This is a genomic window from Kitasatospora sp. NPDC087315, from assembly GCF_044744345.1.
GTDB lineage: Bacteria > Actinomycetota > Actinomycetes > Streptomycetales > Streptomycetaceae > Kitasatospora.
In genome coordinates, this window is the sequence record NZ_JBIUYD010000018.1 from 1 (window position 1) to 14,172 (window position 14,172).

The following is a 14,172-nucleotide window of genomic DNA, read 5'->3' on the forward strand; positions in this document are numbered from 1 at the left end:
GCCGCCGGCATCTGGCACAACAACCTGATCGGCGCACCGGTCACCCGCTCGCTGATCGCCTACGACCACTGATCACATCGGATCTACTCGTCTAGAGGCCCTGGGCGAGCAGGAGTTCGTGGGCCAGGCGGGCGCTGCGGGCGGCCTGCTCGGGGTCGGGTTCCTGGTCGGGGATCTCCTCCATCCCCTGGACGAGGGTGCGGATCGCCTGCCCGAGGGCCTGGACCTGGGACTCCAGCATCTCCACGCGCTCAATGGCGCTTTCGAGGTCTCGACCGGGCGGGTGGAGGCCGTCGCCGGGTGAGTCGCTGGTGGCGGGGTCGGTGGTGGGGTGGGTCGTCATCGGTTGCTCCTGCGGGGGTGGTTGTGTCGGGGGGCTTGCCCGGCGGGTGTGATGAGGCCGTAGCAGCCGTCGTAGCGGTGGCGGACGGGACGGGCCCGGGCGCGGCGACCAGCTCCAGGGCCTTGGTGTCGACCTCGGTTCCGGTTCTCATACGAGCCCTCCTCGGGCGGAACCGTGGCTCTTCGGGGCCGCCACACCGTGATGCAGCGCGGTACACCCGGCTGGAGCGCGAGGCAGGTGCGGCTGCCCGTACGGCTGACGGCATCCGGCGTGCCCACTCGGCCCCGGTACGGTTGCGTCCCGGTTTCCCGGGCCGACCGTGGACCACTCCGTACCCGACGCTAGTCCGGTTCGCGCCCAGAAGCGATGGCCGCGCGGCCCCGCCCGGTGGTCTGCTCCCGGGCGATCGTCAATTTCCGGGCCGCGCCTTGCGCTCGCCGAGATTCTCCGTGCCGGGCGCGGGCCCGGATGTCAGTCGTGCGGGATGACGGCGACGGGGCAGACCGCGTGGTGGATCGCGGCGTGGGCCACCGGGCCGATGCGTGGTCCCAGGCCGGTGCGGTACCCGCCGCGCCCCACTACGAGAAGGCTTGCGCCGGGTGCGATGTCCACGACGGCCCGGCCCGGGCCGTCGTGGCTGAGGTGCTCCACCACGTGGACGGTGGGGAACTTCTCGCGCCATGGGAGCAGCGCCTCGTGCAGTGCCTGCTGGTCCGACTGTTGCAGAGACTCCTTGGGCGGCCGGTCCCAGCTGAGGGCCACTGGCCGGCGAGTGGTGGCGTGGACGGCGAGCAGGGGCGTGCGGCGTCTGGCGGCGGCGCCGAAGGCGAACCCGACCGCGCCCTCGTACCCGGAGCGGAGACTCATGCCAACGGCCACCGCGCCGGGCCGCGCGGCGGGTGTGCGGGTGCCCTCCGGTTCCTCGCAGGCGCGGACCAGCACCACGGGCCGTTCGAACCGGGCGACGGCGTGCAGGGCGAGCGAGCCGAGCAGGTAGCCCTGGACGCTGCCCAGCCCCTGCGAACCGAGCACCAGCATCTCCGCGTTGCGGGCGGCGGGCAGCAGTGCCGTCGGGGTGTCCACGGGCAGGACTTCGCTGATGACGGGTACGTCGGGGTAGCGCTTGAGCAGGTCGCTCTCCGCGTCCTGGAGGATGCGCTGCGCTGCCCGGGCCTGTGGGTGCTCACCGGGGACGTTCTGCGCCGTCATGGAGCGCAGGATCCACAGGTGCAGCAGCCGTACCGGTAGCCCGCGCAGTTGCGCCTCCTGGGCTGCCCAACGGGCGGCGGACAGGCTCTCGGGGGAGCCGTCGAGGCCGACGGTGATCTCCGGTTGCATGGTGGTTGCCTCCGTGTCGTCATTTCTGCCCGATCTCTGCCGGACCGGACGGGCCGTGGCAGCTCAGACGGTGGAGCCGGCTTTCCCGCCCGGTGGGACCATGACGGTCGCGGTGTGCCCCGTGTGGCCGTCGGCTCCTCGCGGTACTGCCGTCCGAGCGCCCCGTGACAGCCTCCCGCACTTCACGGCGGTACCACGTCCAGCCTGGACAACGGCGGCACCGGTCGCACTTCGGGCGGCCGGGGCAGCCGCCTGTGGGAACGGTGAGACTGGGAAGTGATGGACCACTGCACGGCGGTGGTGAAGACGGCGGAGCCGGCCGGCCCGCCGGGAACGGGAGTCGACCGATGGCTGGGAACGGGCGCGACGGACAACGCCGGCTGACCGGCGAGCTGGCCGAGCTGGTCCGGCTGGCGGGCGCGGCAATGAGCGAGGTCATGGACGGGCTGACCGGCTCGGCCGCCGTGGCGGAGGGGGCGACGGCTGCCGACAAGGCGCTGGCAGAGCTGCGTGAGCGGATCGAGGAGGACGCGGCAGGCGTGTTGCCGGGCAGGACCGCACAGAGGTCGGACCGGCACGCGATCGTCGTCGGCGTGCATGTGGGTACCGAGGTGGAATGCCTGGCGGATCTCGCTGAGCAGCTGCTGCGACTGGCCTGGTCGCGCCAGTCGGCCGAGCCGTGGCCGGAGCGGCTGAGGCTGCCCCTGCGCGGAATGGGCGAGGTCGTGCTGGTGATGCTCGCCAAGGCCGCTGACACGCTGGAGGCCGAGGCCGCCGAAGCCCGCGCGGATCTGCTCGCGGAGCAGCACGAGGTCGCCCAGCGGCAGCGCCTGTTGTACGAGCTGCTGCTGTCCGGGGCCGAACCTGCCGGGGCCGGAGACAGCGCCGACGCGACCCTGCTGGCGTGTTACTACCAGCGCTGTGCCGACCACGCCGTCTCCGTCGCGCGCCATGCGGTCCTGTTTTCGGCGGCCGGGGGCCGGTGAGGCGGGCGAGTCTGCCGACCGCCAGTGCCGCGGTGGTGACCGCCGTCAGCGCGGCCTCGTGACCGTGACCGGTGGCCACCGGGGAAGGCCGCCCGTGCCTCCCGTCCGCCGGGGTCGAGTTTCCGGTCATGCGGTGCCGGCGGCGGCGGTGGCGTCCAGGATCAGCTGCCAGGTGGCCTGGTTCAGGACGCTGCCGCGGTGGGTCACCAGCAGGGCGGCCTGGAGCGGGTCGGTCGGATCGATCGCCGGTGGGCCGCCGCCACGGGTCAGATGCCGGAGGAGCGCCGTGACGTTGTGTGCGAAGGCGGTCGATGCGGTGGCGGGTACCTGCGACGGGAGGTTGCCGGCGCCCATCACCGTGACTCCGTCACCGACCGGCGTCGTGGTGTCCGGTTCGGCGCCCTCGACGTTGCCGCCCAGCGGGCCGACTGCCAGGTCGACCACGACCGAGCCGGGGCGCATCGCGCGCACCGCGTCGCCGGTCAGCAGCGTCGGTGGTGGCCTGTCGGGCGGGTCGACGGAGGCGAAGACCAGGTCGAAGCCGGGGAGCGCGGCGGCCAGCCCGTGGCGCAGCTCGTCCTGCTCGGTGTCGAGGGCCTGGGCCAGTCCCGCCGCGCCGGTCACCGGGGGAAGGTTCGGCAGGTCGAGCAGGGTGGCGCCGAGCGCGACGGCCTCCGCCCGCTCGCGGCGCCGCAGCTCATGGACGTGGACGAGCGCGCCGAGGCGGCGGGCCGTGTCGACCGCCTGCAGGCCTGCGGCCCCGGCGCCGACGACCAGGGCCCGGACGGGCTCGAAGGACGCGGTCGTCGAGCCCCAGGGCGGCAGGCAGCGGTCCAGCCGGTCGGCCGCGGTCAGCACGGCCCGGTAGCCGGCGATCCGGGCCTGCGAGGTGCGGGCATCCATGGGGTATCCGTCGCTCATCTTCTCCGGTACCAGGTCGAGACCGATCGCGGTGAGGCCCTGGTCGGCCCATTGGCGGACCAGGAAGGGGATCAGGGTCGGCCGGAGCAGGGCGATCAGCAGCTGACCCGGGCGAAAGCGGTGGGTGAGACCGAGGTTGGGGCTCTGTACGCCGAGCAGGATGTCCGCGCGGCGCAGCAGGTCGGTGCGCGGAACGAGACGCGCGCCGACGGCGGTGTAGGCATCGTCGGGGCACCAGGCGCGGGTGCCGGCGCCGGGCTCCACCAGGACGGTCAGGCCCAGCGCGCCGACGGTGCGGACCAGTTCGGGGACGAGAGCCACCCGCCGCTCACCGGGTGCCGTCTCCCGCAGGACCCCCGCCGTCATAGCCGTCACAGCCGTTGCCACCGCCCTTCGGAGCAGGCCGACATGCCCAGTATGTCGCGTTTTGAGAGGCTGGATCCCCCGGACGGACCACCGGCAGCCGAGGAGCGGACGACCGGACGAGCGGACGACCGGACGAGCGGAGGGAGCCGGCGGTGGCAGGCAGGGGCTGGCAGTTCTGGGTGGACCGGGGCGGTACCTTCACCGACGTGGTCGCGCTCAGCCCGGACGGGCGGGTGCTGACCCACAAGCTGCTCTCGCACGACCCGGCGAGATACCGCGATCCCGCCGTCGCCGGAATCCGCGCGCTGCTGGGTCGCGAGGGCGGCCGGGCCGGTGCCGATCGGATCGAGGCGGTCCGGATGGGCACGACGGTGGCGACCAACGCCCTGCTGGAGCGCAAGGGCGAGCCGACGGCGCTGGTGATCACCCGCGGCTTCGCGGACGCGCTGCGGATCGGCTACCAGAACCGGCCGCACATCTTCGACCGTGAGATCAAGCTGCCCGAGCCGCTGTACGGCCGGGTGATCGAGGTGGACGAGCGGATCACGGCCGAGGGCACCGTACTGCGCGCGCCCGATCTGGAACGGCTCGCCCACGACCTGCGCCGCTGCTACCGGGACGGCATCCGTGCGGTCGCGGTGGTGTGCCTGCACAGCTACCTGCACCCCGCGCACGAGCGGGCGGTCGGTCGGCTCGCCGAGGAGATCGGCTTCCCGCAGGTCTCGCTCTCCAGCGAGGCCAGCCCGCTGATGAAGCTGGTGCCGCGCGGCGACACCGCCGTGGTGGACGCCTACCTGTCGCCGGGGCTGCGCCGCTATGTGCGGGAGGTGGCCGAGGAACTGCGCGGCGTGCGGCTGATGTTCATGCAGTCCAACGGCGGCCTTGCCGAGGCCGGGCACTTCCGCGGCAAGGACGCGATCCTCTCCGGGCCGGCCGGCGGCATCGTCGGCATGGTGCGGATGTCGCAGCTGGCCGGCTTCGACCGGGTGATCGGCTTCGACATGGGCGGCACATCCACCGACGTCTCGCACTACGCGGGCGAGTACGAGCGGGTGCTCACCACCCAGGTGGCGGGCGTGCGACTGCGCGCGCCGATGCTGGCCATCCACACCGTGGCGGCCGGCGGCGGTTCCGTCCTGCACTTCGACGGCAGCCGGCTCCGGGTCGGCCCCGACTCGGCCGGGGCCGACCCGGGACCGGCCGGCTACCGCGGCGGCGGACCACTGACCGTCACCGACGCCAACCTGGAACTCGGGCGGATCCAGCCCGAGTACTTTCCACAGGTCTTCGGCCCCGATGGCGACCGGTCGCTCGACCTCGACCTGGTGCGGCGCCAGTTCGCGCAGCTGGCAGAGGAGATCGGCGCCGCCACCGGAGAACGGCGCTCACCCGAGCAGATCGCCGAGGGGTTCCTGCGGATCGCGGTGGGCAACATCGCCAACGCCGTCAAGCGGATCTCGGTGCAGCAGGGCCGCGACGTCACCCGGTACGCGCTGACCACCTTCGGCGGGGCAGGAGGGCAGCACGCCTGTGCGGTGGCCGACGCGCTGGGCATCCGTACGGTGCTGGTGCCGCCGATGTCCGGGGTGCTCTCCGCGCTGGGTATCGGCCTGGCCGACACCACGGTCCTGCGGGAACGAGCGGTGGAGCGTGCGCTCGAACCCGCCTCGATGCCGGCGGTCCGGGAGATCGCCGGAGAGCTGGAGGCAGCGGCCCGGACCGAACTGCTCGACCAGGGCGCCGCTACCGAGCGGATCCGGGTGACGCACCGGGCACGGCTGCGCTACGACGGTACTGACACCACGCTCGCGGTCGAGCTGGCCGGGCCCACCAGGATGGCCGCCGCGTTCGAGGCCGTGCACCGCGCCACCTACTCGTTCCTGATGGACCGTCCGATCGTCGTCGAGGCCCTGCTGGTGGAGGCCACCGGCCTCAGCGAGCAGCCCGATCTCGGCGCCCTGGGCACACCGGGCGGACTTCCCGGCGAGGCGCACACGGTGCGGCTGTACACCGGTGGCGCCTGGCGCGAGGTGCCGCTGCTGGAACGAGAGCGGATGCGTCCGGCACACACCGTCACCGGCCCGGCGGTCATCGCCGAGGCCAACGCCACCACCGTGGTCGACGAGGGCTGGCGGGCGACGCTGGCCCCGACCGGGCACCTGTTGGTGGAACGCTCCGGCGCCCGCGCCGAACCGGGCGTCGGCACCGCAGCCGACCCGGTGCTGCTGGAGATCTTCAACAACCTCTTCATGGCGATCGCCCAGCAGATGGGCGCCCGGCTGGAGTCGACCGCCCAGTCGGTCAACATCAAGGAGCGGCTGGACTTCTCCTGCGCGCTCTTCGACCCCGACGGCAACCTGGTCGCCAACGCCCCGCACATCCCGGTGCACCTGGGCTCGATGGGCACCACCGTGAAGGAGGTGATCCGCCGCCGGGCCGGCGCCATGAGGCCGGGCGACGCCTACGCGGTCAACGACCCGTACCACGGTGGCACCCACCTGCCCGACATCACCGTGGTGACACCGGTCTTCGACAGCGATCGCGACGAGATCCTCTTCTTCGTCGCCTCCCGGGGCCACCATGCCGAGCTCGGCGGAATCTCCCCCGGCTCGATGCCGGCGACCAGCCGGGAGATCCACCAGGAGGGCGTGTTCTTCGACAACTGGCTCCTGGTGGCGGACGGCAGACTCCGCGAGGCCGAGACCCGGAAGCTGCTCACGGAGGGACCCCACCCCTCCCGCGACCCCGCCACCAACCTCGCCGACCTGCGCGCGCAGGTCGCCGCCAACCAGAAGGGCGTGGACGAAGTCGCCGCGATGATCGAGCACTTCGGGCTGGACGTGGTGCAGGCTTACATGCGGCACGTGCAGGACAACGCCGAGGAGGCCGTGCGCCGGGTCATCGACTCCCTCCAGGACGGGCAGTACCGGTACGAGACGGACTCCGGCGCGGTGATCGCGGTGCGGGTCGAGGTCGATCGCGCACAGCGCAGCGCCACGATCGACTTCACCGGTACCGCCGCTCAGCTCGACTCCAACCTCAACGCACCGTCGGCCGTCGTCACCGCCGCCGTGCTCTACGTCTTCCGCACCCTGGTCGCCGACGACATCCCGCTCAACGACGGCTGCCTGCGCCCGCTGCGCATCGTCGTACCGCCCGGCTCGATGCTCGCGCCCGTCTACCCGGCGGCGGTGGTCGCGGGGAACGTCGAGACCTCGCAGGCGATCGTCGGCGCACTCTACGCCGCACTCGGCGTCCAGGCCGAGGGCTCCGGGACGATGAACAACGTCAGCTTCGGCAACGAGCAGCACCAGTACTACGAGACGGTCGCCTCCGGCTCGGGAGCGGGCGAGGGCTTCGACGGTGCGAGCGTGGTGCAGACACACATGACCAACTCCCGCCTCACCGACCCCGAGGTCCTCGAATGGCGCCTGCCGGTCCTGCTGGAGGAGTTCGCCGTGCGCCACGGCAGCGGTGGTGCGGGCCGTTGGCGCGGTGGCGACGGAGCGGTGCGGCGGATCCGGTTCCGCGAGCCGATGACCGTGAGCATCCTGTCCGGGCACCGGCGGGTACCGCCCTACGGCATGGCCGGCGGAAAGCCCGGCACCCTTGGCGCCAACCGGGTGCGCCGGGCAGACGGCAGCACGGTCCGGCTGGCCGGCTGCGACAGCGCCGACCTCGCGGCAGGGGACGTCCTGGAGATCGAGACTCCCGGCGGGGGAGGTTACGGGCCGGCCTGACGCACCGCCCGGTCGGCGAAGGCGTGCCGGATTCGGGCTTCGCCCGGGGCTTTCTCGCGCCCGTCGTGGGCGAAGGGGTTCGCAGGTAGGTGTGCGGGCCGGGGAGGGGCGTGGTGACGCGGCCGACGTCTGATCAGACCACGTCTCACTGCGGGCGTCAGCCGTCGCCCGTTCGTCACGGCGGATGAGCTGATCCAGGCAGCTCGGGGCGCGCGGTTGCTCGTGATGGGCAGCCGGGGCCCGGGCGGCTTCGCCGGGACCGTACTCGGCTCGGTCAGCCGGGCCCGCGTGGAGCACGCGAGCTGAAGCCGCGGGGAAGGATGCGCTGACCCGCCGCCCCGACTACACGGGCGGCTCGGGGTAGTACTGGATGCCGTGGCGCACCTGGCGCGCGCGTTCCACCGAGTGCAGGCGCGTCACGAGGTGCAGTGCCATGTCGATGCCGGCCGAGATGCCGGCCGAGGTGATGACGTCGCCGTCGTCGACGAAGCGGGCGTCCCGGTGGACTTCGGCGGTGGGCTCCAGTTCGGCGAGCAGGTCGAGGGACGCCCAGTGCGTGGTGACGGAACGGCCTTGCAGCAGGCCCGCCTTGGCCAGGACGAGCGCCCCGGTGCAGACACTGGTCGTCAGCGACGCCCGTGCGTCGAGCCGGCGGACCCAGTCGAGATGGTCCTCGTCCTCCAGCAGCGGGCGGGTGCCTTGGCCGCCGGGGTGCAGGACGACGTCGGCGGCCGGCATCCCGTCCCGGGAGAAGTGCGGCAGGACGGTGAGGCCCTTCGCGCACTCCGCCGGAGCGCCGTCCCGGGAGACGCAGTTCACCTGCCAGCCGTCCTCGGGGAACTTGCGCGTCCAATAGGAGAGAACCTCCCAGGGCCCGATGGCGTCCAGCTCCTCGACCTCCGGGAAGAGCAGGATCGCGATCTGACGAAGCCTTCTGTCGCTCATGGGCGCCATCAAAGCAGAGGTCCCGGAGCTGTCGCCAGTGGTACGGGAGCGTTGCGGGACAAACCGGAAGCGCGGGGCGGACGGATTCACCCGGCTGGTCTTACCGGCTTCCTCTGTTGTGTGACGTAGCGTCAAATCTCCTGTGCTTCAAGGTTTCTGACGATATTACAGATCGTTGACTTTGGTATAGACCTCTGAATAGATTGTGCGCCGTGCGGACGGGGTCGCCGTGCGGACCCACCGCCGGGTGTCCCGGTGCCCGCAGGTCGTGACCTTCCCCGATACCGCCGGATGTTTCGCGCCTTTCGCCACCCCTTGTCTCCGACGGAGGATGCTTTCAGGTGCTCGACCAGGAAGAAGTTCACCGACGATCGTTCTCCGCACGGGGCGGAACCGCTCCGCTGACCTGGGGGCAGCTCGCGATCTGGAAGACCATCGCGTGGATGGGGGACGAAGCGCACTATTTCAATGTGCGCCGGCTGATCGACCTCCCCGACGGCACCACGGTGGACCGCGCGGTGGAGGCGGTCCGCGAACTCGTCGTCCGGCACGAGGCGTTGCGGACCCGCTGGGAGGAAGACGAGGAGGAACCCACGCAGACGGTGCGGGCCGAGGGCGCCGTCGAGGTCCTGGTCGTGCCCGTACCCGAGGGGGACGTCCGCGAGGCGGCGGAGGCCCGCACCCTTGCCCAGGCCGCCGAGCGGCTCCCCGGCGCCGAGGGGATGCCGGGCCGCTTCACGGTCTTCACCCGCGGCACCGAGGCGATGTGCGTCGGCCTGGTGGTCACCCACCAGGCCGTGGACGGCTGGTCGATGCGAATCCTGGAACGCCAACTGCGCGCCCTCGCCGCTGGCGAGCAACTCGCCGCCGACCCGTGGCAGCCGCGCGACCAGGCCGGCGTCGAGCGATCACCGGCCGGGCTCGCCCGCAGCCGGGGCGCGCTGCGCTACTGGGAGCGGACCATCGAGAAGGCTCCCCCCGCGATGTTCGGGCCGTCCCCGCAGAGCGCCGCCGACCCGGAGCGCTTCGTCCGGCTGGGGATGGACTCGCCCGCGCTCGCGCTCGCCGCCACCGCACTGGCCGACCACTGCAGGACGTCCGTCTCCACGGTCCTGCTCGCCGCGACGGCCGCCGTCGTGAGCCGCTTCGCGGAGCGCACCTCCGTGGTGCTCCAGCTGATCGCCTTCAACCGGGTCGACCCGCGCACCGACGACCTGGTGGGCTCCATGACGGAGAACGCGCTGTTCACCGTCGACGTGGACGCGGCCGGCTTCCCCTCCCTCGTCCGCGCGACCCACGAACGAGCCGCCATCGCCTACCAGAACGCCCGCTACCACCCCGTCGATCTCGACCGGGTACTGGACGGTGTCGCGCAGCGCCGCGGCGCCCGCCCCGACCTGGGCTGCTTCTTCAACGACGCGCGGTTCCAGGACCGGTGGCCCGACACGCTCGGCACGCTGCCCACCGAGGCCGGCGCCGTCGAACGGCTCCGGGCCCGCACCCGCCTCCACGTCGAGGGCGCCTGGGCGGCCCAGGACGCGACCTTCTTCGCCCACACCGCCTACTCGCCCGACTCGGTCCGCTTCTTCGTCATGGCGGACACCCTCCTGCTGCCCCGGCCCGTCATCGAGGAGTGCCTGCGAGAGACCGAGCGGGTGGTCCTCGACAGCGCGCTCCGGCTCGCGGCAGCGCCTGTGCCGGGCGGAGAGGGCGCATGACCCCCGGACACCGCAACCCGGCCGCGTCCGTGCGCACCCGGGCGGCCCGGTGGGTGGCCATCGCCCGCCTGCTGCCGGCGGCCGGAGGGCCGCTTGTGACGCTCGCCCTCGCCGTGAACCTCGCACTGGGCCTGCTGCCCGTCGCGTTCATGGTCGCGACGGCCGTCGCGATCTCGCGGCTCCCCCGGGCGGCCGCCGCCGGCGGTGCCTGGGGCGTGGTGCTGCCCGCACTGCTGGTCGGCCTGTCCGCCTTCGTCGTCGCGCAGACACTGCGCCCGTTCCAGACCGCCGTGGCCGAGTCCGTCACCCGGGCCGTGGACGGCTACTGCGTCGACCGGCTGCTGACGGCGACCACCATTGACGCGCCGCCCTCCTCGCTGGACCGGCCGGAGGCGCTGGACCGTCTGGCGGACGCCCGGTCGGCGTTCGACCGCGCCATGCCCAGCCCCGGCGACGCCGTCGCGGGTCTGGTCGGCCTCGTCGCACGCTACGCCCAGCTCGCCGCCGCGCTGGTGGTCCTCGCCGTGGTGCTCCGGCCGTGGGCCGCCGTGCTGGCCGCCGTCACCGCGATCGCCGTCCGCTTCGGTCAGCGCGGCTCCCTCGCCGCCTTCGTCGAGTACTGGAAGGGGATGGCGGGCGAGCGCCGGAAGTCCGCCTACCTGCGGACCGCCGCGATCGAGGCGTCCGGCGGCAAGGAGATCCGTCTGCTCGGCGCCCTGCCCTGGTTCCGCGACCGCTACCGGGCCGAGGCCGTCGGCTACCTGGCGCAACTCTGGAAGGAGCGCCGCCGCCTGCTACTGCTGCCGTTCGTCGGCCTCGCGGCAGTGGCGGCCGTCGGCGGCGGAGGGGTCTTCCTCGCCCTCGCGACCGGAGTCCCCCGCGGTACCGACGGCGCTCTGGCGCTGGCGCTGACCGTGCAGTGCCTGCTCGTCCCGCTGCGCTTCGGCGTCTACTTCCCGGAGAGCGACGTGCAGACCCAGTACGGCATGCTGGCCTACCGGGCGCTCACCGACTTCGAGGCACAGACGGGCCACGAGGCACGGCCGGAGCGGGCCAGGCCGGTACCCCGGCTGAGCGAGGGCATCGCGTTCCGGAAGGTCTCCTTCGGCTACCCCGGCGCGGACCGCCGGGTCTACGAGGAACTCGACCTGCTCCTGCCCGCCAACCGTTCCACGGCCGTCATCGGCCTCAACGGCGCGGGCAAGACGACCCTGGTCAAGCTGCTGGCACGGGTGCACGAACCGGGCTCCGGCCGGATCGAGGCCGACGGCGTGCCGCTGACCGACCTCGAACCGGCCGAGTGGCGCCGCCGACTCGCCGTCGTCTTCCAGGACTTCAACCGCTACGACCTGACCCTCGCGGAGAACGTCGCGCTGGGCGCCGCGCACCGGCCGATGGACCGGGACGCCGTCACCGCGGCCCTCGTCCGGGCCGGCGCCCGGGAGATCCTGGACGCCGTCGGACCGGACACCGCCCTCTCCGCCGCCTACCAGGGCGGGCGGGACCTCAGCGGTGGGCAGTGGCAGCGAGTGGCCCTCGCCCGCGCCCTCTACGCCGTCGACGCCGGGGCCGAGGTACTCGTCCTCGACGAGCCGACCGCCCAGCTCGACATCCGGGCCGAGGTGGCCTTCTACGACCGCTTCCTCGAACTCACCCGGGGGATCACCAGCGTGGTGATCTCGCACCGGTTCTCCACCGTCCGGCGCGCCGACAACATCGTCGTCATCGAGGACGGCGCCGTGATCGAGAACGGTGACCACGACAGCCTGCTCCGGGCCGGCGGGCGGTACGCGGAACTGTTCCGCCTCCAGGCCGACCGGTTCGACCGGGCCCCGGACGACCCGCAGGCGGACAGCACCGGTGACGGCCGGCCGGACGAGACCGCCCCCGACCGCCAGGGAGCTCTGCGATGAAGGATCTGTGGCTCGCCGTCGCGCACTTCATCCGGTTGTCCTGGCGCATCGACCGGCGCCGGCTGATCACCGGCCTGGGGCTGCTGCTGCTCGGCTGCCTGGCGACACCCGCTCTCGCCGTCGCCCTCAAGCACCTGACCGAGGCGGTGCTGGACGGCCACGGCGGCCCGGCCGTCGGTTTCGCGCTGGCGGCCGCGCTCCTCCTCGTCGGGGAGCAGATGCTGGGCCACTTCGCCCACCTGCACTACTTCGAGCTCGGCGAACTGGAGGAGGTCGAACTCCAGAGCCGTCTGCTCGACGCCGCCGGTGCCCCGGGCACCCTGGAACGGGTGGGCACCCCGGAGTTCGCCGACACCCTGCACCTCGTCCGCGAGGACGTGGTCAGAACGAGGTCGGCGCTGGAGGCGGTGCTGCAACTGGTCACCATCGGTTTCCAGACCGTGCTCACCATGGTGCTCCTGGCCCAGGTCCAGCCCGTCCTGGCCCTGCTGCCACTGCTCGCCGTGCCGCCGGTGCTGGTCGGCCACCGGGCCCAGGAGGTCGTGGAGCGCGCCAAGAAGGACAGCGCCGAGGACTCCCGGCGCACCCGCGACCTGCTCAGGCTCGCCACCGCACCCGGGCCGGCCGGGGAGATCCGTCTCTCCGGCGCCGGTCCCGAACTCCGCCGCCGGCAGGCCGAGTCCTGGCGGGCGGTGAGCGCGGTCCTGAACCGCGCACAGTGGAGCGCCGCCGCCCTGCGCGCCGTCGGACAGCTTCTGTTCGCGGCCGCCTACGCCGCCGCGCTGCTGATCACCGTCGGCGCGGCCCTCGACGGGCGGATCGGGCTCGGCGACGTCATCCTGGTCATCACCCTGACGGTGCAGATCAGCACCCAGACGGCCACCTTCCTGGGGCTGTTCGGCACGCTCCAGGGGGCCGGCCGGACCGTCCGCCGACTGGCCCGGCTCGGCGCGGAGGGAGACCGGGCGCCGGGCCCCGCCGCCGCTGAAGCCCCCGCGGGCACGGCCGCGGAGCCCGGTCCGGCAGCGGGCGCCGACCCGGCCGGGGTGCCGGGAACGGCCCCGCCCGTCGCCCGGCCCGGCCCGTCGGTCCCCGCACGGCTGCACGGCGGCATCCGCTTCGAACACGTCTCCTTCAGCTACCCCGGGGCGGCCGAGCCCGTCCTGGACGACATCGACCTGGAGATCCCGGCCGGTTCCACCATCGCCCTGGTCGGCGAGAACGGAGCCGGGAAGAGCACCCTGGTCAAGCTGCTCTGCGGCCTCTACCGCCCGACCCGGGGCCGGATCCTGGTCGACGGCACCGACCTCGCCGAGCTCGACCCCGTGGCCTGGCGGGCCCGGGTCGCCGCCCTGCTCCAGGACTTCGCCCGCTACGAACTGCCCCTGCGGCAGACCGTCGGACTCGGCGACCTCCGTCCCGGAGCACAACCCGGCGACGACACCGCCGCCCTCGCCGCCGCGCTGCGCTCGGCAGACGCCGAGAGCGTCGCCGCCGCCCTGCCCCGAGGCGTCGACCACCTGCTCGGCAAGGGCTACGGGGACGGTGCCGAACTCTCCGGCGGTCAGTGGCAGAAGCTGGGCCTCGCCCGCACCCTGCTGCGCCCGGCCCCGCTGCTGCTCATCCTCGACGAGCCGGCCTCGGCCCTGGACGCCGAGGCCGAGCACCTCCTGTTCGACGGATACGGCGCCACCGCCCGAACCAGGGCCCGGGCCCACGGCTCCGTCACGGTCCTGGTCACCCACCGCTTCTCCACCGTGAGCCGCGCCGAGAGAATCCTCGTCCTCACGGAGGGCCGGGTACGCGAATGGGGCACCCATGAGGAGCTCATGGCCCGCCCCGGACTCTACGCGGAGCTCTACACCCTGCAAGCCGCCGCATACGCCTAGAAAGGCAGGTACC

Annotated in this window: 10 protein-coding genes; 6 read left to right on the forward strand and 4 right to left on the reverse strand. The window is 73.0% G+C overall.

All coding sequences use genetic code 11. From position 1 onward, the window contains the following. Positions 1 to 91: 91 nt before the first annotated feature. Positions 92 to 343, reverse strand: coding sequence for a hypothetical protein (locus tag ACIO5D_RS24635; protein WP_363612840.1), 252 nt, complete (start codon positions 341 to 343; stop codon positions 92 to 94). Between the two features lie 471 nt (positions 344 to 814). Then, positions 815 to 1,681 carry a universal stress protein gene (locus ACIO5D_RS24640; protein WP_400650991.1) on the reverse strand — a complete coding sequence of 289 codons (867 nt, stop codon included), beginning with the start codon at positions 1,679 to 1,681 and terminating at the stop codon, positions 815 to 817. Between the two features lie 347 nt (positions 1,682 to 2,028). Between ACIO5D_RS24640 and ACIO5D_RS24645 the strand changes: the two genes are divergently transcribed. Next, positions 2,029 to 2,667 carry a PhoU domain-containing protein gene (locus tag ACIO5D_RS24645; RefSeq protein WP_363612844.1) on the forward strand — a complete coding sequence of 213 codons (639 nt, stop codon included), beginning with the start codon at positions 2,029 to 2,031 and terminating at the stop codon, positions 2,665 to 2,667. A 126-nt stretch (positions 2,668 to 2,793) separates the two neighbouring features. On the opposite strand, the gene ACIO5D_RS24650 is transcribed toward ACIO5D_RS24645, so the two are convergent. Next, positions 2,794 to 3,954 carry an NAD(P) transhydrogenase subunit alpha gene (locus tag ACIO5D_RS24650; RefSeq protein WP_363612846.1) on the reverse strand — a complete coding sequence of 387 codons (1,161 nt, stop codon included), beginning with the start codon at positions 3,952 to 3,954 and terminating at the stop codon, positions 2,794 to 2,796. A 152-nt stretch (positions 3,955 to 4,106) separates the two neighbouring features. Here ACIO5D_RS24650 and ACIO5D_RS24655 point away from each other — a divergent pair, with 152 nt between their 5' ends. Together ACIO5D_RS24655 and ACIO5D_RS24660 are read left to right on the forward strand one after the other, a co-directional pair. Further along, positions 4,107 to 7,694 carry a hydantoinase B/oxoprolinase family protein gene (locus ACIO5D_RS24655; RefSeq protein WP_400797814.1) on the forward strand — a complete coding sequence of 1,196 codons (3,588 nt, stop codon included), beginning with the start codon at positions 4,107 to 4,109 and terminating at the stop codon, positions 7,692 to 7,694. A gap of 192 nt (positions 7,695 to 7,886) precedes the next feature. Beyond that, positions 7,887 to 8,000 (forward strand): universal stress protein, encoded by a 114-nt coding sequence (locus tag ACIO5D_RS24660; RefSeq protein WP_400762514.1) that lies wholly within the window; start codon positions 7,887 to 7,889, stop codon positions 7,998 to 8,000. A gap of 36 nt (positions 8,001 to 8,036) precedes the next feature. On the opposite strand, the gene ACIO5D_RS24665 is transcribed toward ACIO5D_RS24660, so the two are convergent. Further along, positions 8,037 to 8,639, reverse strand: a complete 603-nt coding sequence (locus ACIO5D_RS24665) for a DJ-1/PfpI family protein (RefSeq protein WP_400650983.1) — start codon at positions 8,637 to 8,639, stop codon at positions 8,037 to 8,039. A gap of 341 nt (positions 8,640 to 8,980) precedes the next feature. On the opposite strand from ACIO5D_RS24665, the gene ACIO5D_RS24670 reads away from it, so the two are divergent. Genes ACIO5D_RS24670 through ACIO5D_RS24680 form a run of 3 tightly spaced genes read left to right on the forward strand, consistent with a single transcriptional unit; the run spans position 8,981 to position 14,159 of the window. Beyond that, positions 8,981 to 10,357, forward strand: a complete 1,377-nt coding sequence (locus ACIO5D_RS24670; protein ID WP_400650981.1) for a condensation domain-containing protein — start codon at positions 8,981 to 8,983, stop codon at positions 10,355 to 10,357. Next, positions 10,354 to 12,270: an ATP-binding cassette domain-containing protein gene (locus ACIO5D_RS24675; RefSeq protein ID WP_400797817.1), complete on the forward strand. Its 1,917-nt coding sequence runs from the start codon at positions 10,354 to 10,356 to the stop codon at positions 12,268 to 12,270. The genes ACIO5D_RS24670 and ACIO5D_RS24675 overlap by 4 nt, the downstream gene beginning before the upstream one ends. Beyond that, positions 12,267 to 14,159, forward strand: a complete 1,893-nt coding sequence (locus ACIO5D_RS24680) for an ATP-binding cassette domain-containing protein (RefSeq protein ID WP_400797819.1) — start codon at positions 12,267 to 12,269, stop codon at positions 14,157 to 14,159. Before ACIO5D_RS24675 ends, ACIO5D_RS24680 begins: the two co-directional genes overlap by 4 nt. Positions 14,160 to 14,172: the final 13 nt, after the last annotated feature.

Coding starts and splice junctions, on each gene's coding strand:
- ACIO5D_RS24665 (WP_400650983.1), bottom strand. CDS start 8,639: ATGAGCGACAGAAGGCTTCGTCAGATCGCGATCCTGCTCTTCCCGGAG.
- ACIO5D_RS24680 (WP_400797819.1), top strand. CDS start 12,267: ATGAAGGATCTGTGGCTCGCCGTCGCGCACTTCATCCGGTTGTCCTGG.
- ACIO5D_RS24645 (WP_363612844.1), top strand. CDS start 2,029: ATGGCTGGGAACGGGCGCGACGGACAACGCCGGCTGACCGGCGAGCTG.
- ACIO5D_RS24635 (WP_363612840.1), bottom strand. CDS start 343: ATGACGACCCACCCCACCACCGACCCCGCCACCAGCGACTCACCCGGC.
- ACIO5D_RS24650 (WP_363612846.1), bottom strand. CDS start 3,954: ATGACGGCGGGGGTCCTGCGGGAGACGGCACCCGGTGAGCGGCGGGTG.
- ACIO5D_RS24675 (WP_400797817.1), top strand. CDS start 10,354: ATGACCCCCGGACACCGCAACCCGGCCGCGTCCGTGCGCACCCGGGCG.
- ACIO5D_RS24640 (WP_400650991.1), bottom strand. CDS start 1,681: ATGCAACCGGAGATCACCGTCGGCCTCGACGGCTCCCCCGAGAGCCTG.